The sequence below is a fragment of the Staphylococcus sp. HMSC069E10 genome, assembly GCF_001809205.1.
GTDB lineage: Bacteria > Bacillota > Bacilli > Staphylococcales > Staphylococcaceae > Staphylococcus > Staphylococcus hominis.
This window is the reverse complement of sequence record NZ_KV796492.1, coordinates 83312-109873: the sequence shown is the minus strand read 5'-3', so window position 1 is coordinate 109873 and position 26562 is coordinate 83312. Positions and strand designations below refer to the sequence as shown.

Annotated in this window: 26 protein-coding genes and 1 pseudogene; 8 read left to right on the top strand and 19 right to left on the bottom strand. The window is 33.9% G+C overall.

What is annotated here, in order from left to right:
• Nucleotides 1-88 precede the first annotated feature (88 nt).
• The 6 genes from HMPREF2561_RS09155 to pcp form a co-directional block, all read right to left on the bottom strand.
• Nucleotides 89-715 carry an ATP-binding cassette domain-containing protein gene (locus HMPREF2561_RS09155; RefSeq protein WP_061544120.1) on the bottom strand — a complete coding sequence of 209 codons (627 nt, stop codon included), beginning with the start codon at nt 713-715 and terminating at the stop codon, nt 89-91.
• Entirely contained in the window at nt 702-1475 is a 774-nt protein-coding gene (locus HMPREF2561_RS09150; RefSeq protein WP_061544119.1) for an ATP-binding cassette domain-containing protein, read from the bottom strand. Before HMPREF2561_RS09150 ends, HMPREF2561_RS09155 begins: the two co-directional genes overlap by 14 nt.
• Nucleotides 1442-2209 carry an ABC transporter permease gene (locus HMPREF2561_RS09145; protein ID WP_061544117.1) on the bottom strand — a complete coding sequence of 256 codons (768 nt, stop codon included), beginning with the start codon at nt 2207-2209 and terminating at the stop codon, nt 1442-1444. The genes HMPREF2561_RS09150 and HMPREF2561_RS09145 overlap by 34 nt, the downstream gene beginning before the upstream one ends.
• Nucleotides 2199-3158 (bottom strand): ABC transporter permease, encoded by a 960-nt coding sequence (locus HMPREF2561_RS09140; RefSeq protein ID WP_017175527.1) that lies wholly within the window; start codon nt 3156-3158, stop codon nt 2199-2201. The genes HMPREF2561_RS09145 and HMPREF2561_RS09140 overlap by 11 nt, the downstream gene beginning before the upstream one ends.
• Complete coding sequence (locus HMPREF2561_RS09135) at nt 3151-4713, bottom strand: nickel ABC transporter substrate-binding protein (protein WP_017175526.1); 1563 nt, start codon at nt 4711-4713, stop codon at nt 3151-3153. The genes HMPREF2561_RS09140 and HMPREF2561_RS09135 overlap by 8 nt, the downstream gene beginning before the upstream one ends.
• Nucleotides 4714-4874: 161 nt before the next feature.
• Nucleotides 4875-5513, bottom strand: coding sequence for a pyroglutamyl-peptidase I (pcp, locus tag HMPREF2561_RS09130; RefSeq protein ID WP_070468702.1), 639 nt, complete (start codon nt 5511-5513; stop codon nt 4875-4877).
• Between the two features lie 182 nt (nt 5514-5695).
• Here pcp and HMPREF2561_RS09125 point away from each other — a divergent pair, with 182 nt between their 5' ends.
• The gene (locus HMPREF2561_RS09125; RefSeq protein WP_002449443.1) at nt 5696-6469 is read left to right on the top strand and encodes an acetoin reductase; all 774 of its coding nucleotides are present in this window, start codon (nt 5696-5698) and stop codon (nt 6467-6469) included.
• Between the two features lie 85 nt (nt 6470-6554).
• Here the strand turns inward: HMPREF2561_RS09125 and HMPREF2561_RS09120 are convergent, their stop codons facing one another.
• The 3 genes from HMPREF2561_RS09120 to HMPREF2561_RS09110 all read right to left on the bottom strand — a co-directional run bounded on the left by HMPREF2561_RS09120 (nt 6555) and on the right by HMPREF2561_RS09110 (nt 9807).
• Nucleotides 6555-7532, bottom strand: a complete 978-nt coding sequence (locus tag HMPREF2561_RS09120; protein WP_017175524.1) for a choloylglycine hydrolase family protein — start codon at nt 7530-7532, stop codon at nt 6555-6557.
• Nucleotides 7533-7551: 19 nt separating this feature from the next.
• Nucleotides 7552-8742 carry an MFS transporter gene (locus HMPREF2561_RS09115; RefSeq protein ID WP_017175523.1) on the bottom strand — a complete coding sequence of 397 codons (1191 nt, stop codon included), beginning with the start codon at nt 8740-8742 and terminating at the stop codon, nt 7552-7554.
• Between the two features lie 102 nt (nt 8743-8844).
• Nucleotides 8845-9807 carry an oxygen-dependent tRNA uridine(34) hydroxylase TrhO gene (locus HMPREF2561_RS09110; protein ID WP_017175522.1) on the bottom strand — a complete coding sequence of 321 codons (963 nt, stop codon included), beginning with the start codon at nt 9805-9807 and terminating at the stop codon, nt 8845-8847.
• A 259-nt stretch (nt 9808-10066) separates the two neighbouring features.
• On the opposite strand from HMPREF2561_RS09110, the gene HMPREF2561_RS09105 reads away from it, so the two are divergent.
• A complete protein-coding gene (locus HMPREF2561_RS09105; protein ID WP_017175521.1) occupies nt 10067-11047 on the top strand; it encodes an SMP-30/gluconolactonase/LRE family protein in 981 nt (326 codons plus the stop codon).
• A gap of 178 nt (nt 11048-11225) precedes the next feature.
• Nucleotides 11226-12872, top strand: a complete 1647-nt coding sequence (locus tag HMPREF2561_RS09100; protein ID WP_048761906.1) for a phospho-sugar mutase — start codon at nt 11226-11228, stop codon at nt 12870-12872.
• A 73-nt stretch (nt 12873-12945) separates the two neighbouring features.
• On the opposite strand, the gene HMPREF2561_RS09095 is transcribed toward HMPREF2561_RS09100, so the two are convergent.
• From HMPREF2561_RS09095 to HMPREF2561_RS09065, 7 genes are read right to left on the bottom strand one after another with little or no spacing between them, the layout of a single operon-like run.
• Nucleotides 12946-13800, bottom strand: coding sequence for an urease accessory protein UreD (locus HMPREF2561_RS09095; RefSeq protein ID WP_017175519.1), 855 nt, complete (start codon nt 13798-13800; stop codon nt 12946-12948).
• Nucleotides 13800-14414 (bottom strand): urease accessory protein UreG, encoded by a 615-nt coding sequence (gene ureG / locus HMPREF2561_RS09090; protein WP_017175518.1) that lies wholly within the window; start codon nt 14412-14414, stop codon nt 13800-13802. The genes HMPREF2561_RS09095 and ureG overlap by 1 nt, the downstream gene beginning before the upstream one ends.
• A gap of 12 nt (nt 14415-14426) precedes the next feature.
• On the bottom strand, nt 14427-15116 hold the full coding sequence (locus HMPREF2561_RS09085) for an urease accessory protein UreF (protein WP_017175517.1): 690 nt from the start codon (nt 15114-15116) through the stop codon (nt 14427-14429).
• Nucleotides 15109-15561 (bottom strand): urease accessory protein UreE, encoded by a 453-nt coding sequence (gene ureE, locus HMPREF2561_RS09080; protein WP_002449547.1) that lies wholly within the window; start codon nt 15559-15561, stop codon nt 15109-15111. The genes HMPREF2561_RS09085 and ureE overlap by 8 nt, the downstream gene beginning before the upstream one ends.
• Nucleotides 15562-15572: 11 nt before the next feature.
• On the bottom strand, nt 15573-17288 hold the full coding sequence (gene ureC / locus HMPREF2561_RS09075) for an urease subunit alpha (protein WP_017175516.1): 1716 nt from the start codon (nt 17286-17288) through the stop codon (nt 15573-15575).
• A complete protein-coding gene (locus tag HMPREF2561_RS09070) occupies nt 17288-17695 on the bottom strand; it encodes an urease subunit beta (RefSeq protein WP_017175515.1) in 408 nt (135 codons plus the stop codon). Before HMPREF2561_RS09070 ends, ureC begins: the two co-directional genes overlap by 1 nt.
• A 13-nt stretch (nt 17696-17708) precedes the next feature.
• Nucleotides 17709-18011, bottom strand: coding sequence for an urease subunit gamma (locus HMPREF2561_RS09065; protein ID WP_002449337.1), 303 nt, complete (start codon nt 18009-18011; stop codon nt 17709-17711).
• Nucleotides 18012-18211: 200 nt separating this feature from the next.
• On the opposite strand from HMPREF2561_RS09065, the gene yut reads away from it, so the two are divergent.
• From yut to pbp4, 4 genes are all read left to right on the top strand, one after another.
• Complete coding sequence (gene yut / locus HMPREF2561_RS09060; RefSeq protein WP_048683235.1) at nt 18212-19114, top strand: urea transporter; 903 nt, start codon at nt 18212-18214, stop codon at nt 19112-19114.
• A 116-nt stretch (nt 19115-19230) separates the two neighbouring features.
• On the top strand, nt 19231-20109 hold the full coding sequence (locus tag HMPREF2561_RS09055; protein ID WP_049379392.1) for a ribokinase: 879 nt from the start codon (nt 19231-19233) through the stop codon (nt 20107-20109).
• 139 nt (nt 20110-20248) lie between these two features.
• A complete protein-coding gene (locus HMPREF2561_RS09050) occupies nt 20249-21388 on the top strand; it encodes a polysaccharide deacetylase family protein (RefSeq protein WP_049382243.1) in 1140 nt (379 codons plus the stop codon).
• A 165-nt stretch (nt 21389-21553) separates the two neighbouring features.
• Nucleotides 21554-22705 (top strand): penicillin-binding protein PBP4, encoded by a 1152-nt coding sequence (gene pbp4 / locus HMPREF2561_RS09045; RefSeq protein WP_049415835.1) that lies wholly within the window; start codon nt 21554-21556, stop codon nt 22703-22705.
• 93 nt (nt 22706-22798) lie between these two features.
• Here the strand turns inward: pbp4 and HMPREF2561_RS09040 are convergent, their stop codons facing one another.
• Nucleotides 22799-23383 carry a TetR/AcrR family transcriptional regulator gene (locus tag HMPREF2561_RS09040; protein WP_017175510.1) on the bottom strand — a complete coding sequence of 195 codons (585 nt, stop codon included), beginning with the start codon at nt 23381-23383 and terminating at the stop codon, nt 22799-22801.
• A gap of 196 nt (nt 23384-23579) precedes the next feature.
• Here HMPREF2561_RS09040 and HMPREF2561_RS09035 point away from each other — a divergent pair, with 196 nt between their 5' ends.
• A complete protein-coding gene (locus HMPREF2561_RS09035; protein WP_070468700.1) occupies nt 23580-25355 on the top strand; it encodes an oleate hydratase in 1776 nt (591 codons plus the stop codon).
• A gap of 60 nt (nt 25356-25415) precedes the next feature.
• Here the strand turns inward: HMPREF2561_RS09035 and HMPREF2561_RS09030 are convergent.
• Both HMPREF2561_RS09030 and HMPREF2561_RS09025 read right to left on the bottom strand, forming a co-directional pair.
• A pseudogene (locus tag HMPREF2561_RS09030) lies at nt 25416-25685 on the bottom strand (excinuclease ABC subunit UvrA); the annotation flags it as partial.
• Between the two features lie 90 nt (nt 25686-25775).
• The gene (locus tag HMPREF2561_RS09025; protein ID WP_065580969.1) at nt 25776-26561 is read right to left on the bottom strand and encodes an arylamine N-acetyltransferase; all 786 of its coding nucleotides are present in this window, start codon (nt 26559-26561) and stop codon (nt 25776-25778) included.
• Nucleotide 26562: the final 1 nt, after the last annotated feature.

Here is a 26562-nt window from a genome sequence, read left to right as displayed (position 1 = left end):
ATTTCAACCTACAACTTACTTTATAAAATATTTGAACTATTTATGAAAAGAGTGAGACAAAACTCGTTGTCCCACTCTTTATTTTGAATTAACCAATATTTAAATGTTTACCAGGTAAAGCTTGCAATAAATATGAATCATGCGTAATGATAATTAACTGTAAATGTTGAAATTCTCTTAACATTTGTAAGATGATATCTTCGTTCACCATATCTAAATTTGTTGTTGCTTCATCTAAAATCAAGACATCTGGTTCTACAAGCAAAGCTTTTGCTATCCATAGCCTTTGGAATTGGCCACCACTTAAAGTACTCACTTTTTTACCAAGTAATTGTGATTCTAACTTACATTGCAACATGACTTCTTTTATTCTGTCCTCATGTATAGCCTTAGGATAATGAAAATGAATTAAAGGTTGTTTTAATATCCAATGAACTGTTTTATTTGGATCAAGTGTACTCGAATGATATTGAGGCACATATTGGATATGTTTCATCCATTTGTGTTGTGAAATATGGCCAAGTTCTAAATCGTTATATATGAGTGTACCTTGATAATTTGAATCTAATCCTGCAATAATTTGAGCCAAAGTAGACTTTCCGCTTCCACTTACGCCACTTATCAATAAATGATCGTGTGTCTCTAATGTATAATTAAAATTTTTAAATATCTGTTTATTAGAAAAAGCTTTATTTAACTGTTTAATCTGTAACATATTGATATCTCCTATTAGCTAGTTCAATCAATTGCTTCGTGTAAGCATGCTGAGGATCACGTAAAATATCAGAAGCACGCCCTGTTTCTACAATGTTTCCGTTTAGCATGACACTAATATGCGTTGCATAGTTTAAGACTAAGTTTAAATCATGAGTTACAAATAGCACTGTCATATCATGTTCTGTCACTACATGATGTAGTAGAGCCATTAAACTATGACGATTGTGTTGATCTAGCGCACTAGTCGGTTCATCTGTAATTAAAAACTGTGCTTCTCTTACAATAGCCATGACAAGTGCAACTCGTTGTGCCATACCACCACTCAATTCAAAAGGATACTGATAATAAATGGATTCAGGTTGGTCCAATCCGAGATGTTTAAATTGACGTAATACAAATGCTTTTTGCTGATCACGTGTTAATGAAGATGACATAGAGTCAAACAATGCATCAAAGTGGCGGTTGATACGAACATTTTGGAAAAAATTGCGATTCGCATCTTGGAACATTGCATCCGTTTGTGTTAAATCGAGATGAATCTCACCACGATAGGTTAAATCATCTTCTTTCATATTCAGTACAGTACGTGTAAGTAAAGATTTACCACTCCCACTTTCTCCAATTAAACAATGAAAGCTTCCTTTTTCAATCTTTAAATGTATCTGTTTAAGTAATGGTTCATGTTTGTGATAAACAGATACATCATTGATATAAAGGACTGTATCTAATGAATGTGACGACGATTGAGTATTTGACATATGAGTGCGAACCCTCCTAATAAGACACCTGGAAAGATAAATAACCAGGGCGCAGAATAGAAATAACTTTTACCGTCATGTAAAATGGCGCCTAATTCAGGAATAGGGGGTTTTACTCCTAAACCAATAAAGGCGAGACCGGAAATACTTAACATTAACTTACCAAAATCTGCAGTAACAAGTGCCATAATGTCGCTGATGAGATGTGGCACAATGTGATGTATTGTAACTTGGAACTTCGACATCCCACTAAGTGGCGCAAATTTAACGAACGGTTGTGTCATCGTGTCACGTGCTAAATTTCTGAAATACCGCAAATAGCGACCGAGCCAGCCGATGATGAGTGCAAGACATAATCCTACTACAGAATTATTAATAAAACCAAGGACGACAAGCGCGATAATGATAGCTGGTAAAGCGATTAACATATCTGCAAGTGCCATAATGATAGAATCTAACCATTTACCTACTATAGCTGAAATAAGACCAATAATCAGTCCAAGCACGATTGTCCCTATCATAATGAATGCAGTAAGACCAAGTGTAATCAAGCTACCTACAAATAGTCGTGTTAGAAAATCTCTACCCAAATCATCCGTACCAAGTAAATGATGTAAACTTGGGGGACGTAATGCTTGAGATTGATGAATTTGATTTGCTTTATCATATAGGACATAAGCGAGTATAACTAAAATGACTATCGTAATAGGCCATATGAAACGTTTAATCTTCATACGTTACTCGCCCTCCTAACGTTTTCGACATATTCAAACGAGGGTCACTTTTTTCTAGTAAAATATCACCCAGGAAATTCAATATCATAATGATTGTAATCATCATCATTAGAATACCTAGAATGAGTGGATAATCCCGAAGATTAATACTAATAATAAGCAATTTTCCTAACCCTGAAATACTAAAAATGACTTCTAAGATAATGACTCGGCTGAATAAACGAATAAAATTATTAATTGTAATCGTAAGTAATGGCGCTAAGATGTCTTTAACTTGTACGTAAATACGATCTTTTAATTTAAACTGACGTAATGAGGCAAGTTGGTATGCTTCCTTACGAAGTGTACGTTCAAATAGATGACTGCTGAGTAAAACCATATGACTCCCTTCAACTAGGACTAAAATAGCGATAGGTAGAATAAAGTATTCAAAGCTATAACTTCCAACAAATGGTAGAAGATGCCATTTCACACCGAAGTAGTAAATAAAAATAATGGCTAACCAATATTCTGGTAGTGATGTCACCACTTGAGACGCACGTAATATGAATGTAGACCACTTTTTCTTAGGATAATTCCCACAGAGATAGCCAATAATATAGCCAAGTGGAAATAAGATGATAGCTGAGATAAAAATAAGTTTCAAGGTAGGAGCAACGGCTTTAGCAATACGGTCAGTGACAGGCTCGCCGTTACTAAAGCTCGTGCCTAAATCGCCTGTAAATGCATGGCCTAACCATTGTAAATAACGAATAGGCAATGCTTGGCTTAATCCAAGTTTATCTTGAGCCATCTTAATTCGTTCATCTGTGATTTGTGCGACACCATGTTCATGTAGATATTGAATCGCTGGATTTCCAGTTGTATGTTCAAGTAGCACAAATAAGATAAACGAAATAATAATGAAATATAATATAAGTTTAAGTAAATGTTTAATCATACTAATCATGATGAGATACCTTCAATTTATCGTAATTAATGGGTGCATCCGTTTGTCCTGAGAATTCGAATTGCTTAATTTTAGGACTTGTAACAAACACTTCGTTTGGATAAGCAATTGGCACTTCAAGATACTGTTGATTGATGCGATGTGAGATGTGATTAAATGCACGTTGTTGATCATCCTTATTGGTAATGGTTGAGAAGCGGTTAAGCATTGTTGTTAGCTGAACATCGTTTGCGAACATACCGGGCTTATCTCCGTCTTGCTTAAAGCGTGCATTTAAAAAGTTATATGGCATGAGCGCATTCGTATAAGAACGATAGAAAATAAGATCATAATCTTTTCGGATAGTGAGTGTTTCATAATACGTTTGGGCATCTAAAACGTTAATATCCAAATGAATACCTACGTTTTTCAAATCTTGTTGCATAATTTCTGCTTTTGTTTTCCATTCAGGAAATTCATCAGTTTGTAGCGCTAATTTTAAAGAAAGGTCTCGTCCATTTTTTTCAAAGTAGCCCCGATCATTTTTTTTATAGCCTAATTGTTCTAATAAGCGTGTCGCTTGAGTAGGATTATATGAATGGGTGTGTTGATTTGTATCATTCACGAATTCTACGCCGTCTTGGAATAATCCTTTAAGCTGCTTATTTGATGATAAGTGATCAGTATTAATCGCTTTACTGATTACTTCGCGCATCTTTTTATTTTGAAGTAATGAGACCTCTGGATTAAAGGCCATGAACTGTGTTTCTGTACTTGGATATTGTTTTACCTTTAAATCTTGATTACGGTATGATTCCTTGATTTGTTGAGGAGTCAAATGTCCTAGAGATCCCCCAGTAATATCGATAGAGTGACTTTCAATCGCAAGATGTCGTGAATCGCTATCTTCAATAGTTTGAAATATTAAGTCGTAATCCAGTGGATGATGGTTGCGATAATATGGATTTGGTTTAAAAGACACAGTCTCATTTGTTGAATTTGCTACTTTGAATGGACCTGTACCAATCGCTTTTTCAAATTGACCTGTCGTTTTACCATCTTTGACGGCATTTGGACTCATGATACGAAGGGGGCGGACTTGTGATAACTCATTTAATACCTGATTAGATGGTGTTTTTAAATGAATGTCTACGGTATAGTTATCTTTAAGAGTGACCGATTTCAGTTTATCCAAGGTTTCCATAGGATTCGTTTTATCGGTTGCTTTCGCACGTTCAATTGAAAATTTGACTGCTTTTGCGTTAAAAGTTGACCCATCATTAAATTTAATGTTGTGTTTTAAATGGAATGTATAATCTTTTCCGTTATTAGAGACTTTCCAAGATTTAGCCAAACCAGGCTCAATCTTTCCATTTTCTCCATATGTAACAAGAGGTTGGTATATTGCACTGTAGACAGGCATCGGAACATCAAACGCTTGTGCATCTAACTGGCTCGGGTTAAATTCTCGTGCAAGAGATACTTTCACCTCTTTGTGTTGATGATGATCATGTGTACATCCAGTTAATAGGAGAGACGCACACATCATGAATGACAAAAGCAGATGCTTTCTCAAATTTAAAACCTCTTTCAATTTATATTTGTCACTTATTAATAATACACGGTAATATTTATTTTGAAAATAAAAAACGTCTACAAAATTATATATTTTGTAGATAAAAAGAATCGTTTTAATTATAGAATTTGTATCTTATATATCACTAATTATCTTATTTTCTAATGTGTTTCTCCTAAAGCTACTTTAACATCAGGGTGGTCTGAAATCGCATTGATTGCTGCTGTAAGTCCTTTTGTAATCGTATCTAAAGACATCGAAGGTGTATTAGGTTTATCTATGACTTGTTCTGGAATAAAGGGCACATGGATAAAGCCAAATCGTAAGTTAGGATAATACTTATCTGCAAGGTAGCCTAATTGATAAAGCACATGATTGCAGACAAATGTGCCTGCGGTATTCGATAAACTTGCTGGAACACCCGCTTTTTTAATCGCTTCGGTCATTGCCTTAACAGGAAGACTTGAAAAGTAAGCTGGCGCTCCATCTGGATGAATGGCAACATCAATGGGTTGATGTCCTTTATTATCCGCAATACGTGCATCATCAATATTAATGCCTACACGTTCAGGTGTAATATTGAAACGTCCCCCTGCTTGTCCAATCGATAATACCACGTCGTAATGATGATGTTCTAATTCATGTTGAATCACATCTTTTGATTTGTGAAATACAGTTGGGATTTCTAATGTTGTAATGGTATGTGCCCCAATAGTAGGATCCAGTTGTCTAACCGCTTCTAATGCCGGATTTACCTTTTCTCCGCCAAACGGATCAAATGCAGTAACTAAAATATTCATAAGAAAACATCTCCTTTAATTTTTTATAGTTTAATACGTAAAGTATAAACACTTATTTACATCATTAAACAGATGATGATATAAGGCAACGTAAAAGATATATGAACAGTTTGTGAATCATTTAAAATTAAGAATAAAATTAAACTAGAAGGGTAAAATAATTACGTAAAAGGAGTGGTATTATGACAAAAACAGCAGTCATTACAGGTTCAGCAGCAGGATTAGGAAAAGGAATTGCTCAACGTTTAGCCAATGATGGATTTAATATTGTGATTCAAGATATTAATCAAAAAGCTCTAGAAAAAACAGAACAAGAATTTAAAGAGAATGGATATAACGTGGTAGCATTTCATAGTGATGTTTCTAAGAAAAAAGAGCAAGAAGAATTGGTTCAATTTGCAGTGGCAGAATTTGGTCAAATTGATGTATTTGTAAATAATGCTGGTGTAGATGCGGTATCACCTATTTTAGATATTACAGAAGATGAATTGGATAAATTATTCCATATAAATGTATATGGCACGTTATTTGGAATTCAAGCGGCAGCAAAACAGTTTATTAAGCAAAATAGTAAAGGTAAAATCATTAACGCATGCAGTATTGCAGGACATGAATCTTATGAGGTATTAGGTACATACTGTGCTACTAAACATTCAGTACGTTCTCTCACTCAAACTGCAGCGAAAGAATTAGCTGAAAAAGGTATTACGGTGAATGCTTATTGTCCTGGAGTTGCTAAAACTGAAATGTGGGATCGTATTGATGCTGAAATGGTTAAACTAGACAGTAATCTAAAACCAGGTGAAGCATTTGAACAGTTCTCATCAGCAATTAAACTCGGACGTTATCAAGAACCACAAGATGTGGCTTCTTTAGTGTCATTCTTAGCATCATCAGATTCAGATTATATTACTGGACAAGCCATTTTAACTGATGGTGGACTAGTTTATAGATAAAATAAAGAATGATAAAAGTGAAAAAATAATAAGCCTCTCTTACACTTTGATGTAAGAGAGGTACTTTATTAGATTTAAAAATATGTTATCCGTTCACTTTTTCAGTATACAATCCTTTATTCTTTCTCGAAAAGACTACCAAATCGTCACGATTTATTAAGTCATCGGTGAGTTGTAATTCTGTAATGGTATTAGAGTCATAATATTTAATATAGAGTGTTTTTGTCGTTAAATTAAAGACAGTTTGATATAACGTATAATAAAATCCATTGTCAGAAGGGCGAACAGCGCCTTTTGGTACACTCACATGGTCTAAAATTCTAAATGCATCTAAGATAGGATGATCATCGCTATCTGGTAATAAGTGATGAACAAGATAAGCTGCGCGAACAAAACGTTCGCCAGATGTATACCCTCCAGGTAAACCGAATGTGCCATTCATATTCCCTAAGTTAAATTGTTTTGAAAATGTATTATCAATTTTATATGGTGTCACATGCATATAGTGTTTCAAATTTTCATAATGCCAATTTAAATCTGGGTTATTTGTGAGTACGCCAATTGGATTATCAATCACTACGATACGTCCTTCAACAAATGTCACTTCCACAGTTCTGCCTGTCGCATCAGATAAATGATAATGTAATGGAGGAACTTCGTTAATATCACTATATGAATAGGCTACAACGTTAACATGTTTCGCATTTTCAATAAGTTCTTCAATATTTCTGTTATAGCCGAGCGCCCACACAAGGACTTCTGTTTGCGAAATATTGATATAGCCGTCACGAATGTCTGTCGCATATGACGCATATCCACGATCGTATTGATTTGACATGGCAAGTCCATGTTCATTGACGCCATCTCCAAAAACAAAACCTTCCATATCAGAACCAGCACCTGCAAAGGCATATAACGTTTTCCCTTTATAGTCGACATGCGATTTAAAGGAGTATCCTCGAGGTTGAACTGCAGGAAAGCCATTCAAAGGGTAATCGTAATCCATCGTTCTTCCAAAAATAACATCTCCATTGCTGGCTCGAAATGTAATGCCTGTACACATATCGTCGTCTCCTCGTAAATTAATTTTTAATCGCTATTTTAAAATATAAACCTAAAATAAATGTTAACACATAAGCAACGCCACTAATTACATATGCCCACATCACTCCTTGATTATCTACAACAAGTGAAATACCTAAAGTACCAAGTGAGAAAAATACACTGCTTAATAAATTATTCAGTATATAGGTGGAGGTCAGGATTTCTTTTGGTACTTCACGTTGTACAACTGAGTTTAAAGAAATATAGCGTGAATCTTCGAAAATCCCCATTAATAATGAAATTAGTAAAGCAAGTAACACAGATTTATGTAGGATAAAGCTGACATTAATAAACGCTAATATGAGCGGAATGTAAATAATAACAGGGTAACTTATTTTTGTGAAAAATTGATCTTTACCATTTATCCATAATCCAGCAATAATCGTCCCACTAAAGAAGGCAGCATTGATGAGTCCAAACCAAAAATCATCGACATGTAAAAATGTTCTCGTATATGTAAGAATAATTGCAGCAACCCAAATGGATGTTGCGACAGATTCGAAAATTGTAGATAGATTTAGATATAAACTCAGTTTATTGAAATAGTTATGACGTAATACAGTTTTAAAGCTATTTAATATATTTTCTTTTTCATTATTATAAATATGCCGTTCTGAAAGTTGAATAATAAAGAAGTAGGATAGGATTTCTAGTACAAGCGCAAATAAAAATAAATATTTAGCGCCAATCAGGCTCATCAGAAATCCACCTAATGTCCATGTCGACAATTGAACAATGCTACTCATCATATTCATTAAAGCGTTTGCCGACGTTATGTATTCTTTCTTTTCAATAAAAGGAATCATCGCATTCTTAATTGGATTGGTAAAGCCATCAAATAGAGCATTTATAAATAGTAGAATAAAAATAAATATTGGAGATTCCTCGAATATAAGTAGACTTGCGATGATGGATAGACTCACAAGTTTAAGCCCTTGGAAAATCCACAATACTTGTTTTTGAGTAAAATACTGATAAATATAATTTGAAATAAAGCTACTAACAAAGAGTCCGGAAGTAAAAATAATTGGAATCATAGAAGCGGCAGTCGTTTTTGAGGTTATACTATATACTACCGAAATTAAGCCGACAACGATTAACACGTCTCCAGTATTTGCGAATAGCTGACTATAAAAAAGATGGAAGTAATCTTTACTGTGCTTCTTCATAACAATCACCTTATGTAAGTTTCAATTTAAGTTATTATAGCACAGTAAGTATGTAAAAGTACCCTTTAAAAGTAGGTTGATACTTATAAAGGGTACATATCATTATGCGTGAATATGTTCAGGAACATCTTTAAAGTTCTCTAAACGACGATTCCATTCCTCATCACTAATATGGTGTTTTGCAACGTAGCGATTACGTTTATGTTTAGCACAGTCATATGAACATGCGCCAAGATATTTTGCTTCATTTTCTTCGGATACTAAAATTTGTTTATTGCATTCTGGATTTGCACAGTTAATATAACGTTCGCATGGTGTGCCATCAAAGTGTTCTTTACCAATCACTGTTTTGTCTACATGGTTAACATCGACACTAATACGTTCATCGAAGACGTACATTTTGCCATCCCAGTACTCACCTTTTGTTTCTGGGTCTTTACCATACGTAGCAATACCGCCATGTAATTGTCCTACATTTTCAAAGCCTTCTTTTACAAGCCAGCCTGAGAATTTTTCACAACGGATACCACCCGTACAATAAGTCACAATGTTTTTACCGTCTAATTTTTCTTTATTTTCACGAATCCAATCTGGTAAATCTCTGAAGCGTGTAATATCTGGACGAATGGCACCGCGGAAATGACCTAAGTCAAATTCATAATCATTACGTGCGTCTAAAATAACAGTGTCATCATCTTCTAATGCAGCTTTAAACTCACTAGGTGAGTAATATTTACCAGTTGTCACACGTGGATCAACATCATCTTCTAATCCTAAAGCAACAATTTCTTTTCTAGGACGTACATGCATTTTTTTGAATGCATGGCCCTCAGTTTCATCAATTTTGAAAGTCATATCTTTAAAACGTTCATCTGCATGCATATGTTCAATATATTTATCTGTATCTTCTTTTGTACCAGATAATGTACCGTTGATACCTTCTGTAGATACTAAGATTCTACCTTTTAAGTTATGTTCTTTACAAAATGCTAAATGTTCAGTAGCAAATGTGTCAGGGTCATCAATTGTTGTATATTTGTAATACAATAACACTCTATAATCCATTTTCTGATTCTCCTCTAAAAGTTAATTTATCTGTATGTTAAACGTATCTAAATTGTTATTTATATAAAAATCGACATTATAATATTTTAACAAAATTATAACTTCTTTCAATATTTGCGCTCATAAATCAGTCAATTGACCTATACAAGGAGAATCATTTTACTTATTGAAATCGATTACATATAGTAAGCTTAAGTTTAGAATGTTTCAAGCGTATAATAAACTATGTAAATGAATGACATAAGGAGGCTTATTTAATATGTTGGATAATAAATTACCTAAATTAACGTATAGTGGTAAATCTAAAAGTGTAGTTCCTATTGTTTCTGAAAGTGAATTACAAACAGTTACAGCTGAACCATGGTTAGAAATTTCAGATGAAGGACTTCAACTTGAAGGACTTATTTTTGATAGAGAACATAACTTATTTTTATGTGAAGTATTTGGTGGAAAGATTTTCAAAGTTAATCTACCAAGCAAAGATATTTCTGTAGCGTTTCAATCAGAAAAACAAAATCCAGCTGCAGTAAAAATTCATAAAGATGGACGATTGTTTACATGTTACTTAGGTGACTTTGAATCTACAGGTGGTATTTTCGCAACAGATGAACATGGAGAACACTTTGAAGACATTATTTCAGACATCAATACAGATTATTGTATTGATGATATGGTATTTGATAGTAAAGGTGGTTTTTATTTCACCGACTTTAGAGGGTATTCAACGAATCCTAAAGGTGGCGTCTACTACGTTTCTCCTGATTTTAAAACGGTGACACCCGTGATACAAAATATTTCTGTTGCTAATGGTATCGCACTTAGTACTGATGAAAAAGTACTGTGGATAACTGAAACAACGACGAATCGCCTTCACCGTATTCAATTAGAAGATGATGGTGTGACTATTGCACCGTTTGGAGCAACCATACCGTATTATTTTACTGGTCATGAAGGACCTGATTCTGTTTGTATTGATAGTGATGACAACTTATATGTTGCAATGTATGGACAAGGCCGAGTTCTTGTCTTTAATAAAAGAGGGTATCCTATTGGTCAAATCTTGATGCCAGGTCGTGATGAAGGGAAAATGTTGCGTTCTACGCATCCGCAATTTATTCCAGGTACAAATCAATTGTTAATATGTACCAATGATATTGAGAATAATTCAGAAGGTGGATCAATGATTTATACAGTAGAAGGTTTCGCTAAAGGACATGAAAGCTATCAATTTCAATCGTAAATAGCTATAAATTACAATTAAAAACATCCTTACTTATCGTAGTGAGGGTGTTTTTGAATTGTATTATTGTAGATAGGATTTTAATTAAAAAAAGATAAGTATCATGTGAAACATAAATAGATATCGATTATACTAAAGAAAAGAATAGGACATACATCATGTATGAGAGGAGTATTGGATGAAAGACAATTGGATAACACATAAAGCAGATAGTCTCGTAGGAACATTCTATGACCAACAATCATATCAATTTCAACAAGAAGGGTTTGAAACGACACTTTCCTTTGGAACAGCAGGTATTCGTGGTCAATTTGGTTTAGGTCCAGGACGTTTAAATCGATATACCATTCAACGTCTAGCTTTAGGAATTGCATATTATTTACAAGATAATATGGCACAACCTTCCATTGTCATTCATTATGACATTCGTCATTTATCAGCAGAATTTGCAGACATTATCGCACATATTTTAGCAACACATCATATAAAAGTGTATTTATCAGATACATATCAAACAACGCCTCAATTATCCTATGCAGTGAGGTTTCTTCAAACATCTGCAGGCATTATGATTACAGCCAGTCACAATCCTAAAGACTATAATGGCATTAAAGTGTATGGTGCTGATGGAGCACAGCTCGATGATATCGCCTCACTTGAAGTGGCTAATTATATTGAGCAATTAGATGATCCACTTCATTTAGAAATTGAATTAAATGAGGCGTTAATTAAAGAAAATATTTTACCCTTACCAGAAGAGATTAATAAATACTACTTTTCGGAAATTAGCCAATTGATTGGTGACATACCTCCATCAAACTTAAATGTGGTGTATACGAGTTTGCATGGTACAGGAACACCTATTATTCCGAAGGTGCTAAGCCACCTTCACTTTAATAACATTGAACTTGTTGACTCACAATGTAAAATTGATCCTGATTTTAGTTCTGTAAAAAGCGCCAATCCAGAAGAACATGAAGCGTTTGATTTAGCTATCAAACAAGCCCAATACTCTAAAGCTGATTTAATCATTGCGACAGATCCTGATGTGGATCGAATGGGATTCGTTGAACGAGATCATGATGGTCATATTCACTATTTTAATGGTAGTGAGATTGGTGCGTTAATGATTAAATATTTAGTTGATCATACGACGCTTCCTAAATATCCAGTCATGATTCAATCCATTGTAAGTGGTGAACTAGGAAAACGTTTCGCAAAGCAACATGGAGTCACTGTGAAGGAAGTCTTAATTGGTTTTAAATTTATTGCCAAGGCCATTCGCGAATTAAATAACGATGAAGCGTTTATCTTTGCTTACGAGGAAAGTTATGGTTATCTTGCGGGAGATTTTGTGAGAGATAAAGATGCCATTCAAATTGTGCCACTTGTGATCAAATATGCGTCAATTTTAAAAAATGAAGGCAAAACCTTACGCGATGCATTAACTGACATTTACGAAGAAATAGGATATTATTGTGACCAACCTATATCTAAAGTATTTGAAGGGCAAAAAGGTCAACAAGAGATTGCAACGTTAATGGAACATCTTCGTCAACACATTCCAGATACGTTGGGCGGATTAAAAGTGATAGCAGTTGAAGACTATCAAAGTCAAAAGAGAATCAATAAACGGGATGATAAAATTGAAACGATATCTCTGCCAAAGTCAAATGTGATTCGGTTGATCTTTGATGAGGGATTTGTTGCATTACGTCCTTCAGGAACAGAACCTAAACTCAAATTCTATCTTTCACTTAATGTTGACGATTTCGAACAAGTTTCGCATGATATCTATCAATATATATTTAATGATAATAAATAAAATAGAAAAATAAGTATAAAAAAATAACACCTTATATCGAGTCTTTATACTCATGATATAAGGTGTATTTTAATTAATATTTTCTTAAAAAGTCGAGTTGACGATGATACAATTTATCAGCAATATAAGCTTGGACGCGTGTAAGCACTTCTTCAATTTCTTGTGTCAGATTAGATAATACACGTACTGTAAAACCATGTGTAGGTAATTGCGTAATACCAATACGGCAATCGTATTGCTTTGTATAATCTTTAATTTCATCATACACATCTTCAATGAATTTTTGCGTTATATTAGGGTGTATACAATAAGCCGAACCAAGATGTGTATAGTTTTCCATATAGCCAATCGAACTCATTTTTGTTTCACTTGGGTGCATGCGTAAATTATCGTAGGTGATAAGCACATCATCTACATAAATTTCATTAATTAAATGCATGTAGTCGTAAGTGAATGGTGTGTCTTTTTCAGAATAGCCTGGGGTTAAAATATCGGTATAGAACATTGATGCACTTTTATCTAAATTAAAGACGTTATGTTGGAAAAACTTTGCTCTTTCATAAGCAATAATAGGATCTCCTACATATTCCATATAACCATCTTTTGCTATATTGAATGTTTGGTATTGTTTCACGCAATCGTTTAACGTCTTATATATTTTAGTTGCACCTTGAGAGGTCAAAGTGACTTTAGCATCTTCTTCAACATTAATATCCATACGATAACGATCGCCATCTAAATAACCACCGCCAACATTTACGATATAAAATGTTGGAATCGTAGAAAAATTTAAATAAATTGGACGAATAACCTTTAACGCTTTTTCGAAAAAGATATTACGGGCAACAGAACGCTCACCATTATTAAAAACAGTGAGATTCAATTGTCCAGTCCAAGAAGGTTTTGAATCGAATTGATGTTGTACCATTAAGCTAATCCTTTAAGTAATGCATCGCGTTCAATCCATTCAATGACATTATCTAAACCCTCGTCGGTTTTTAAATTTGTAAATGTGAAGGGACGATTGCCACGAAATGTTTTAGTATCTTCTGCCATTTGGTCAAGTGATGCACCAACAAATTCTGCTAAATCTGTTTTATTAATGATAAAGTAATCAGATTTAATCATACCTTGTCCACCTTTACGTGGAATTTTTTCACCTTGAGCTACATCGATGATATAAATAGAGAAATCTACTAATTCAGGACTGAAAGTAGCAGCTAAGTTATCGCCACCTGATTCGATGAAAATAAGTTCAATATCCTCATGACGATCTAATAATTCATCGATTGCAGCAAAGTTCATTGATGCATCTTCACGAATTGCTGTATGTGGACAGCCACCCGTTTCCACACCGATAATTCTATCTTCTGGTAAAACACCAGTATTCACTAAGATTTTTTGGTCTTCTTTTGTGTAAATATCGTTTGTAATCACGCCAATACTCATATCTTTTGATAGACGACGTACAAGTTTTTCAATTAATTGTGTTTTACCTGCACCTACAGGACCGCCTACACCAATTTTAATTGGATTTGCCATGTATATTACCTCCTATGAAATAAAGATTCTCACGTTTACGTTTTCATGCTCCATTTGATTCAGTTCTAAGCCAGGAGCTGTTAAACCGAAATCTTCTTCGCTTAATGTGAGAATGTGTTGTCGTGTCCGTTCGATATGTGGAATCATCTCCGTCACAACTTGTTGTCCTATTGTTTGACCTAAGGGAATTGCACGTACTGCATTTTGCGTTAAACTGGAAACATTCTGATATAGATAGTAATCAATAATCGTTTCAATATCGACGCCTAAATAATGTCCTAGCATTGTAAAACAAATAGCTGGATGCAGTTTTGCACGTTTATCTTTCATTTGTTGATGATACCAATTAATCCATGGACTATCATAAAGTTCTATAGCAAGTTTTACCATACGTGTACCCATTTGTTTAGTACCTACACGTGTTTCTCTTGGTAAACTTTGGACATAAATTAATTGATCAAGGTGTAATACTTTTTCTGTATCACCATTATTTAAAGCGTTATAAACTAAACGCATTGCAAGGCCATCTGAATAGGTTAACTGCTCATTTAGAAAGAGTTCTAACCATTCTCTAAATGATGTAGCATCATGAACTGTCTGACGTTGAATATACGTTTCTAGTCCAAATGAATGACTAAATGCGCCAGTAGGGAATTGTGAATCACAGAACTGAAATAGTCGTAAATGTGAATGATTAATCATGTGAGTGACCTATATGTCTGAAGGCTTTATTCACTTTTCGATCTTCATGGCTATAGGGAATACCTAGCGTTTTTAATAAATCTTCTACTAGGTAGTCATATTGTACAAGCATTTCAGTTTCTGTGAATTGCGCAGGTAAATGACGATTACCTAATTGATGCGCAATATCTCCCATTTCTTGTATGTTACGCGGCTTAATGACAAGTAAATCTTCCGAGTTTACATCTACTACAATCATATTGTTGTCATCTTGATATAAAATATCGCCATATTGTAAATCGATAGGTTGTTTTAAACGAATACCGATTTCATTACCGTGATCTGTTGTGACACGTTGAATACGTTTAACCAGATCAGAGTTTTCAAGATATACTTTTTCTACATGCTTTTGTTTTTCCTCTGCAGAAAGGTTAGCGATATTGCCTTGAATGTCTTCTACTATCATCTGAGTACCTCCTAGAATAAGAAGTATCTTTGTGCTAATGGTAATTCAGTTGCTGGTTCACTTGTGATTTTTTCACCATCTACAAATACTTCATATGTTTGTGGATCAACATCTAATTTAGGTGTTGCATCGTTATTTTTCATATCTTTTTTAGTAAGATTACGGATACCATGGACTGGTCGAACCATACGTTCTAAGTTTAGTTGGTTATAAATACCATTTTCGTATGCTGTTTTAGAAACGAATGTAATCGCAGTGTGTTGTTTATTTGCACCATATTGACCATACATTTTACGATATTTCATAGGCTCTGATGTTGGAATAGAAGCATTTGCATCACCATTCACAGCTGAGTTAATCAATCCACCTTTAACAACAAGTTCAGGTTTTATACCGAAGAAAGCTGGATTCCATAGAACTAAGTCAGCTAATTTACCTTTTTCGATTGATCCAACATAGTCAGAAATACCATGTGTAATCGCAGGGTTAATTGTATATTTTGCGATATAACGTTTAATACGATTGTTATCGTTATAGTCAGTATCACCTTCTAGAGCACCACGTTGTTCTTTCATACGATGAGCTACTTGCCATGTACGTGTAATGACTTCACCCACACGTCCCATAGCTTGAGAGTCAGAACTTACCATGCTAAATACACCCATATCTTGTAATACGTCTTCAGCTGCAATCGTTTCTTTACGAATACGTGAGTCTGCGAAAGCAATATCTTCAGGGATAGATGCATTTAAATGGTGTGTAATCATAACCATATCTAAATGTTCATCTACAGTATTATGTGTGTAAGGTAATGTTGGGTTTGTAGATGAAGGTAAAATATTCGGATACGATGCAGATTTAATTAAATCTGGCGCATGTCCACCGCCAGCACCTTCTGTATGGTACATGTGTAAAACACGGTCTTTTACAGCGGCCATTGTATCTTCCATGAACCCTGCTTCATTTAATGTATCAGCATGTAGAGCAATTTGTACATCAAATTCATCTGCTACATCCAATGCATGACTTAACGCTGAAGGAGTTGCACCCCAGTCTTCATGTACTTTTAAACCGATCACACCAGCATGAATTTGTTCAATTAATGCAGTGTGGTTTACAGCTTGTCCTTTACCAGTGAAACCAACATTAATTGGTAAATCTTCAGCAGCTTCTAGCATACGATGGATATGCCAAGGTCCAGGTGTAACGGTTGTAGCTTTTGCACCTTCTGATGCACCCGTACCACCACCGATATGTGTTGTCACACCACTTTCAAGCGCAACTTCTGCTTGTTCGGGGTTAATAAAGTGAACATGTGTATCGATACCACCAGCTGTTACGATTTTACCTTCAGCAGAGATAATATCAGTTGTTGAACCAATAATAATATCTACGTTATCCATGATATCAGGGTTACCTGCTTTACCAATGGCAAAGATATAACCATTTTTAACACCGATATCTGCTTTAACAATTTTGTCATAATCTATAATTAATGCATTTGTTAATACTAAGTCAGCCACTTTGCGGTCATCACGTGTAACGTTAGGGTTTTGAGCCATGCCATCACGAATAGATTTACCGCCACCAAACGTTGCTTCTTCACCGTAATTTGCATAATCTTTTTCAACAGTTGCAAATAAGTTAGTGTCACCTAGTCGTACTGCATCGCCAACAGTTGGACCATATAAACTTGTATACTGAGATTGAGTCATTTTAAAGCTCATTACTGTTTACCTCCCATTTTGTTCACATTTTTTTCGCCATTATCACCTTTTGGCGCAGCATATTCATCATTTTCACCAGTTGGACGATAAACGCGATCTTCGTCAATTTCACCGTTAACTAAACCTCTGAAACCATAAATTTTACGGTTACCAGCATATTCAACGAGTTGAACTTTTTTCTCATCACCAGGTTCAAAACGAACAGCAGCACCAGCAGGAATATCTAAGTGTTTCCCATATGCTTTTTCTCGATCAAATTTTAAACCTTCATTGGCTTCAAAGAAATGGAAATGTGAACCAACTTGAATTGGACGGTCTCCAGTATTTTTAACATTGATCACTGTTTCAAAATGACCTTGATTAATTTCAACTTCTGTATTTTTTATTTTAATTTCACCAGGTTTCATTTAAAAATCCTCCTTACACGATTGGATGATGAATAGTGATTAATTTAGTTCCATCTGGGAATGTTGCTTCAATTTCAATATCAGTCAACATGCTATCAACGCCTTCCATGACATCATCTTTATTTAAAATTTGTTTACCGTAACTCATTAAATCAGCTACAGTTTTACCATCACGTGCACCTTCTAGTAATTCATCACTAATAAGTGCTAATGCTTCTGGATAATTTAATTTTAAGCCACGTGCTTTACGTCGACGCGCTACTTCAGCAGCTACCACGATCATTAATTTATCTTGTTCCCGTTGAGTAAAATGCACTGTTATACCTTCTTTCTTTTAAAAATAAGTACTGCAACATTAATCATAAAACTGTAGAATATTTTTAACAAGTAATTTATCTTTTAAATTTATTTAAAATCACTTTTTAAATTAAATTTGTATATATTTTTAATGTTACAAAAGTGTTTAAAAGGTATAATAATTAGAAAGGAAATGAATAAAATAATAAAGGTGAGTTTATGAAATATGTAGAGATTTTCTTAAAAAATATTGCTCAAGTCGTATTTATGAATAATAAATGGTCAGGGCTGTGTATTCTTATAGGATTATTTATTGCAAATTGGAAAGTTGGATTAGGGGCAGCAGTGGGAAGTCTCATTGCACTTGTTCTAGCGCCGTACTTTAATTATAGTGAGGATGAAATCCATGATGGATTAGCTGGATACAATTCAGTATTAACAGCAATCGGGTTAGCATTATTCTTAGAAGTATCTTTAATGAACTGGATTGTACTTATTGTGGCGACCACTCTTACTTTACCAGTTGGAGCTGCAATCCGAGAAATTTTAAAACCATATGGTCTACCCATGTTAACTTTTCCATTTGTCTTTATGACTTGGTTAATTTTAGCAATGGGCATGCAATTTTCAAAAATGCATATCACAATAGATATTTTGCCTACTAAAATTAAACATCCAGACATCAGTCATTCACATGTGAATTTTATTAGCGGTATGATTACAAACTTTAGTGAAATTTTCTTAGTGACATCAATGATGGGTAGTCTGTTAATTATTATTGGCATTTTTATTGGTTCAGTAAAAGGCGGTATCTATGCGATAGTATCAAGTATTTTAGCAGTGGTATGTATCACATTACTAGGTGGAGACTATCCCACTATTACGGATGGATTGTACGGCTATAACTCAATATTAACGGGTATTGCGTTGGGTGCAACATTTAAAACAAAATTCAATCCGATCCTTGCAGTGATTACTGGCTTATTATTAACAGTAGTGATGCATGGTGCATTAGCTACAACATTAGCCCCAATTGGTCTTCCTATTTTCACTGCTCCATTTATTTTTGCAACGTGGCTTGTGATGTTTGCAGGTAAAGAGCAGCATGAAGTTAAAATCTAGAACCTATTAATGAGAGTGAGATCGCATTTATTTTTGAATGTGTTATCTCACTCTTTTTTATTATTTATGCTAATTTAGATATGATATGGATGAGAAAGAAAAAGGAGAGGGTTAGTATGAAACATATTTATGTTGTGGGAAGTATGTCGATGGATTTGGTTGTGTCGACTGACCAAGTGCCAAGTAAAGGTGAAACCGTATTAGGAAATACATTTTTCACTACACCAGGTGGTAAAGGCGCGAATCAAGCAGTGGCAGCAGCAAGGTTAGGTGACCATGTTCACATGGTAGGGTGTATTGGCGATGATACGTTAGGTAAACAAATTCTTGAAAATCTAAAGCATAATTATGTAAATGTTGAATATGTAAAAAAAGTAGAAGGACCTTCAGGTACTGCTCACATTACCCTAGCTGATAATGACAATAGTATTATTGTTGTCCCTTCAGCAAATCATAAAGTGACAGTTTCTTTGGTAGACTCAGCTTTGTCAAAAGCAAATAAAGGAGATATTGTGTTACTTCAACAAGAGATTCCAGCTGACGTTGTCGCTCACGCTGTTCATTATTGCTATGAACATGAACTCACTTCTATTTTAAATCCAGCTCCATATAGAGACATTTCAGATGATATATTGGAACAAGTGACATACTTAACACCAAATGAAACTGAAAGTGAAAATATGTTTGAAGGAGACATTGAACAAGCTTTAGAACGTTATCCTGATAAACTGATTGTGACACAAGGTGCATTGGGCGCTGTATTTTACGATGGTATAGAACAAGTTGAAATTCAAGGTATTGAACGAGAAGTAAAAGATACAACAGGGGCAGGGGATACATTTAATGGTGCGCTTGCAGTCGGATTACAAAAAGACTATTCACTTGCTAAAGCTATTGCATTTGCTAATGTCGCTGCTAGTCATTCAGTTACAGCACTTGGCGCACAAGGTGGTATGCCTACAATAAATGATATCGCTAAAGATTTAGATATGTAGTTGTTGTATATAAACGTGTTAAGTCAATTTTAAAATAAGCGTATTCAAAAGTTAATCAACATCTATTATAAATAATATAAAATTATTATATAATGTTGGAAGGTATTATAATATTTATATAACTTAAAGGAGTAACTATATGACTAAGAAATATTTACTTAGCACGCTTATTGTTTTAATATCTATATTTTTATGTGCATGTCAATTTTCAACATTGTCATCATCAAAGAAAGACACTAACAAGGATAAAGAAAACATCGCAAATATGTATGCGAAAAAAAGTACTCAGAATAAAAAAGATTGGAAAGTGTATCAAGGTGATATTGCACATGTATTTTATCATCCAGTGATTACTGAACCTAAAGTAGCTTTTACACAAGAGAAGAATCAAGCTAAGGGTAATTTTGATTGGATGATTACAGCTGATGAGTTTAAGCGTTCATTAAATGAACTTTATAAACACCATTACATATTAATAGATCCACATGAGGCTTATGATTTAAAAGGGAAGACAGTTACTAGAAAAGAATTAAAATTACCTAAGGGTAAGAAACCATTAATTTTATCCATTGATGATATGAATTATTATGAGTACATGAGAGGTCATGGATATGCAGATCGTTTAGTGCTAGATCAGAAACAACACGTCGTTTCTGAAACTAAAGATAAAAATGGTAAGGTAACGACAAGTGAAACAAATGATATTGTACCTATATTGAATCAATTCGTGAAAGACCATCCTGACTTTTCACTCCATGGTCAAAAAGGCGTCGTTGCACTAACAGGATATAATGGCGTGTTAGGTTATCGAACAAATGAGTTAAATAATAAAGATTACCCAAAACGTAAAAAAGAGGCTGAAAAAGTAGTCAAAGCAATGAAACGAGATGGTTGGACATTTGCAAGTCATTCATGGGGACATATCGATTTTGCAAATAGCTCATATCATCAAATTGTTCGTGACACGAAACGTTGGAAAAAAGAAGTAGAGCCAATTATAGGAAAAACAGATTTATTTATCTATCCACATGGTGCTCAAGATAGAGGTTCTAAAGCATATCAATATCTGGTTCATGATGAAGGATTTAAATTTTTAGCAGGTGTAGGACCAAATAATTTTACAGATATCGGCAATGATAGTGTCTATCAAGATCGTGTTGCGATTGATGGATTAAATTTATATGATTTTAAATATAAATTAAAGCCATTTTTAGATCCGAGTAAGGTGTATAGTGAGAAAGATCGTCAATATTTTAAAGGAGATAAATCCTATCAATAGTATGGTATAAACAAAAGAGTTGGACAAACTTCGTAAGACCATTTGTTCAACTCTTCTTTATTTTATAATTAAAGAATATATATTAGATACTTAGTTGTAATTCGCCTGTAAAGTTGTTATAAAATATATTATACAATATTTTAAAAATAAAAAGTAGGTAATATAATGTTTTTGAAAGTAACACAAAGTATTGGAATACTTAGTTTATTTACATTATTAGGAACTTCAATCTCTCATGCAGCAGAAACACCTGTTGATATTACAAATAAAGAAGGTAATGTCGCAGTAAGTTCAAATTATGAACCTGATGGTGTAACGCTTACGACACAACAAGGCCAAATATTATATAATTTCCAAGGAAATAAAGAAGCGGATCCTGCTTCTTTGTCTAAAATGATGACCATCTATTTAACATTAGAAGCAGTTCATCAAGGAAAACTTAAGTTAGATGATAAAGTTAAAATCACGAGCGCATATGATCAATTATCTAAAAAGCCAAATTTAACGTCTGTCCCTTTAAATCAAGGTCAAATATATACTATTAAAGATTTATTAACACAGGCGGCCTTACCTTCAAGCAATTCAGCCGCGATGATTTTAGGAGAACAAGTGAGTGGCAATACGTCAACGTTCACAGACAAAATGAATGCGCAAGCTAAAGCTTTTCATATGAAGTATACATATTTTGTGAACCCAGCAGGTGCTGCTAATGATTTACTTGGACAACAAGCACCAAAGAAATATAAACAGGATATTTATCCTAAAAGTACGGCAGAAGATATTGCGATATTATCTCATCACTTAATCGCCAAACATCCAAAATTTTTAAACATAACGCAACTTAGCCAAGATACTCAAAAAGGTTATACTTTTAACAATACTAATTTATCAATTAAACATGAGCCACTTTACTTAAAAGGTACAGATGGATTGAAAACGGGTACGAGTGATAAAGGATATAATATTGCTTTAACTAATCAACAGAATCACCTTCGACTCAATGAAGTAGTTATGAATGTGGCACCGTATATGGATAATAATGCCAAATACAATCGTAATCGAATAGGGAATGCGATTTTTAAACATTATCGCAAAGAATATGAATACAAAAAAGTGTTATCTAAAGGAGAACATAAGATTGACGGTAAGACATATAAAGTAGATAAAAATTTATATGATACTGTTCCTAAAGATAATAAAAAATGGGATATACGAATCAATAAAGATGGAAAAGCCTATGTGCACTACAAACGTGATTTCTTACCAGAAACGACGTATCCACGAGTAAATGCTAAAAAAGTATGGAAATGGTTCTAAATAAAAGCGGGATAAACTTTAACGTACTATTAAATGTGAGATTAACATCAAACAATTTAATAAGTCAGTACGATATTGTTTTCCGCTCTTGTTTTATTTTAATAACTTTAAATGAACCTCTCTTGCTCCACAAATCATGGTAACGATATCTGAAGACACTTCATCAATGGATTGTTGGCCATACTGAATCCAGTTTAGAATAACGCTTAAAATGCCTCCAGTTAGAAATTCTCCATAAATGAACTCATCTATGTAAAATTGTCCAATTTGTTTATCAAATTCAATTTGTCGTTTAACCACTGCATAAATTTGATTATATAAAATTTGATAAACTTCACTATAAATATTGATAGAAATGACACTTTTTACCATTGTTTTGTTATCACTAATGAAAAATAAAATATCTTTCATAAATTTATTGAAAAATTGTCTCGGATCTTTTGGATCAATTTCAGGCAAATGTAACGTTCGAAAATATTCAATTAATGTACCAACAATATGATTAAGTAAATCATACTTATCATTGAAATGACGGTAAAATGTAGAACGACGTACATTTGCTTTTTCGCATAAATCTTGAATGGTGATATTTTCAAAAGATTTCGTTTCAAGCAAATCTGAGAATGTAGTAATGAGTGCTTTTTTTGTTCGTTGTACACGTAAATCTTGATTATTCATGCTGTTCACCTCTCATTTAGGACATTTTATCAAAAATGTCACTTAAGTTACATTTTCACTTAACTGACTCACAATAATATTTTATAAAATGATTATAATATAAGCGAAGGGTAGATTAATTTCTAAAGCGTTTACTTATAGTTTACTACTTTTCATAGATTACTTAAAAATATAAATAAAATGGGGAGTGAATCATATGTACTATAGTAATGGAAATTATGAAGCATTTGCACGTCCGAAAAAACCTGACTATGTTGCACAAAAATCTGCTTATCTTATTGGCTCTGGATTAGCATCTTTAGCTGCTGCATGTTTTTTAATTAGAGATGGGCAAATGGATGGGTCAAACATTCACATTTTAGAAGAATTATCTAAATCTGGTGGAAGTTTGGATGGTACTGAACTTCCAATGAAAGGCTACGTTATGCGTGGTGGTAGAGAAATGGAAAATCATTTTGAGTGTTTATGGGATTTGTTCCGTTCCATCCCATCACTTGAAATTGAAGATGCTTCAGTTTTAGATGAGTTTTATTGGTTAAATAAAGAAGATCCAAACTACTCAAGATGTCGTGTTATTGAAGAAAGGGGTCAACGATTACCTACAGATGGAGACTTTACTTTAACAAAACAAGCCATGAAAGAAATACTCCAATTATGTATGATGAAAGAAGAAGATTTAAATGATGTGAAAATTTCAGATGTCTTGTCAGAGGATTTCATGAATTCAAACTTTTGGATTTATTGGAAGACGATGTTCGCTTTTGAACCTTGGCATTCTGCAATGGAAATGCGTCGTTATTTAATGAGATTTGTGCATCACATTGGAGGTTTAGCTGATTTTAGTGCCTTGAAATTTACTAAATACAATCAATATGAATCACTCGTACGCCCTATGATTGCATACTTAACGTCCCATGGTGTGCAATTTGAATACAATGTTCAAGTGCTTGATGTTAAAGTAGATGTGACTACCAAAGACAAAGTTGCTAAAACAATTGAACTAAAACGAAATGGTAATAAAGAAACAATTCAACTCACACCCGATGATCTTGTATTTATTACGAATGGTAGTATCACAGAAAGTTCAACTTATGGCGATAATCACACACCTGCGCCTCCTACAAAAGACATTGGCGGAAGTTGGAATTTATGGCGGAACTTAGCTAAACAAAGCCCTGAGTTTGGCAATCCCGAAAAATTCTATAAAGATTTGCCAGATAAAAGTTGGTTCGTCTCAGCAACGGTAACGACAAATAATAAGACAGTAATTGAAGCTATCGAACGTTTATGTAAACGTGATCCATTGTCAGGAAAAACGGTAACAGGTGGGATTATCACAGTTAACGACTCTAAATGGCAAATGAGTTTTACTGTGAATCGTCAACAACAATTCAAAGAACAATCTAAAGATGAAGTGAGTGTATGGGTTTACGCTTTATATTCAGATGAGAAGGGCGATTATATCCATAAACCGATTGTTGAATGTAGTGGTCATGAAATATGTCAAGAATGGTTATATCATATGGGATTACCTATTGATCAAATAGAATGCCTCGCAACACAACATTGTAATACGATTCCTGTATATATGCCTTACATTTGTTCATATTTCATGCCAAGATCGATTGGCGATCGACCACTTGTTGTCCCTCAACACTCTCGTAACTTAGCCTTCATTGGTAACTTTGCAGAAACAGAAAGAGATACAGTGTTTACTACAGAATATTCTGTAAGAACAGCGATGGAAGCAGTTTATCAATTACTGGACATAGATAGAGGTGTTCCAGAAGTCATTGCGACAGAATTTGATATTCGTGTCTTATTAGATGCAGTCTATGAACTTAATGATCGTAAAGACTTAAAAACAATAGCCAAGCAAAATAAAATACAACAAGTTGCATTACACACGTTTTTAAAAAAGATAGAAGGTACGTTTGTAGAAGAACTCTTGACGCAACATAAATTATTATAATAGTGTGTAGGTAAATGTTAACCCCCGCGTGTTTGAGGGCATGCGGGGGTTAAATCATTATTATTCAATATATCGTCTTAAATGTTTTGCTGTAACAGAGTTGTTAATATCTAGGAGTCCTTTAGGTTCTCCAGCATACAATAATTGTCCTCCATGTTTACCAGCAAATGGTCCAATGTCAATAAATCCATCTGCTTCTGTCATCATTGTTAAATTATGTTCGATTAAAATAACAGTATTCCCTTTATCAATCAAATGATTAAAGCATTCAACGAGAATAGGTAAATCGTCTTCGTAAAGTTCTGTTGTAGGTTCATCAAAGATAAATATTTTTTAAGTTATTTTGTGTTGCTCAATAATTTCGATATCGGACATGGTTTTTACCTCATTGCTATTATTACGCGACAGTAGTAAATGTATTCACTTTTCTAAAGGAAGAATAGTAACGTCAAGATTAAAATAGGTTTTTAAAAAATCTTTATAATTTTCACGTGTGACAGCGAATTGCTCTTTTTTATATCTTTTAGTAAGGGTAAGGTGATGATAAGACATCGTAGCTCGACCAAAATTTTGTGGTTTTGTAATCATGAGTTGCTTTACAAATATAGATTCAGGATGTGAGGTATTGTAGTTAATCATTTCATCAAAATCATGAATATCATGAGAAATAAACTCTGCTTTATAACGTGTTACCCACGTTGTTTCTTCCAGTTTTTGAAGAAGATATGTCGTAGGGGTTTCAAAAATGGCACGAAATTGACCTGTCTTTTCAAACACAATTTGTGTCGCTTCAATTGAAGTTATTGGGAGTGCTTGTAATGGTAAATCGCCAAATCCCACATCAGCAATATAGTAACCATTATTAATAAGCACAACCAGTGATAAATGAGAGCCTTTAGGACTGTAGTTGCCATTAAGCTGATGAACGGTTGCTGACATTCGAAACACTTTAAAACCTTTAGCTTCTAAGTAGCTACCGAAGAAGTGGTTCATTTCATAGCAAAACCCACCCCGATGTTGATATATAAATTTATTAAATAAATAATCTAAATCAACTGAAATCTTTTCTTTATTTTGAACACTAATATTTTCAAAAGGAACGGTTAGCATAAAGCGTTCCATATAATAGTTAAGTGCATCTAAAGTAGGTTGAGGATAACGTTGAGACTCAATATTTAAATAATCTTCAATTGCTTTAATATCCATA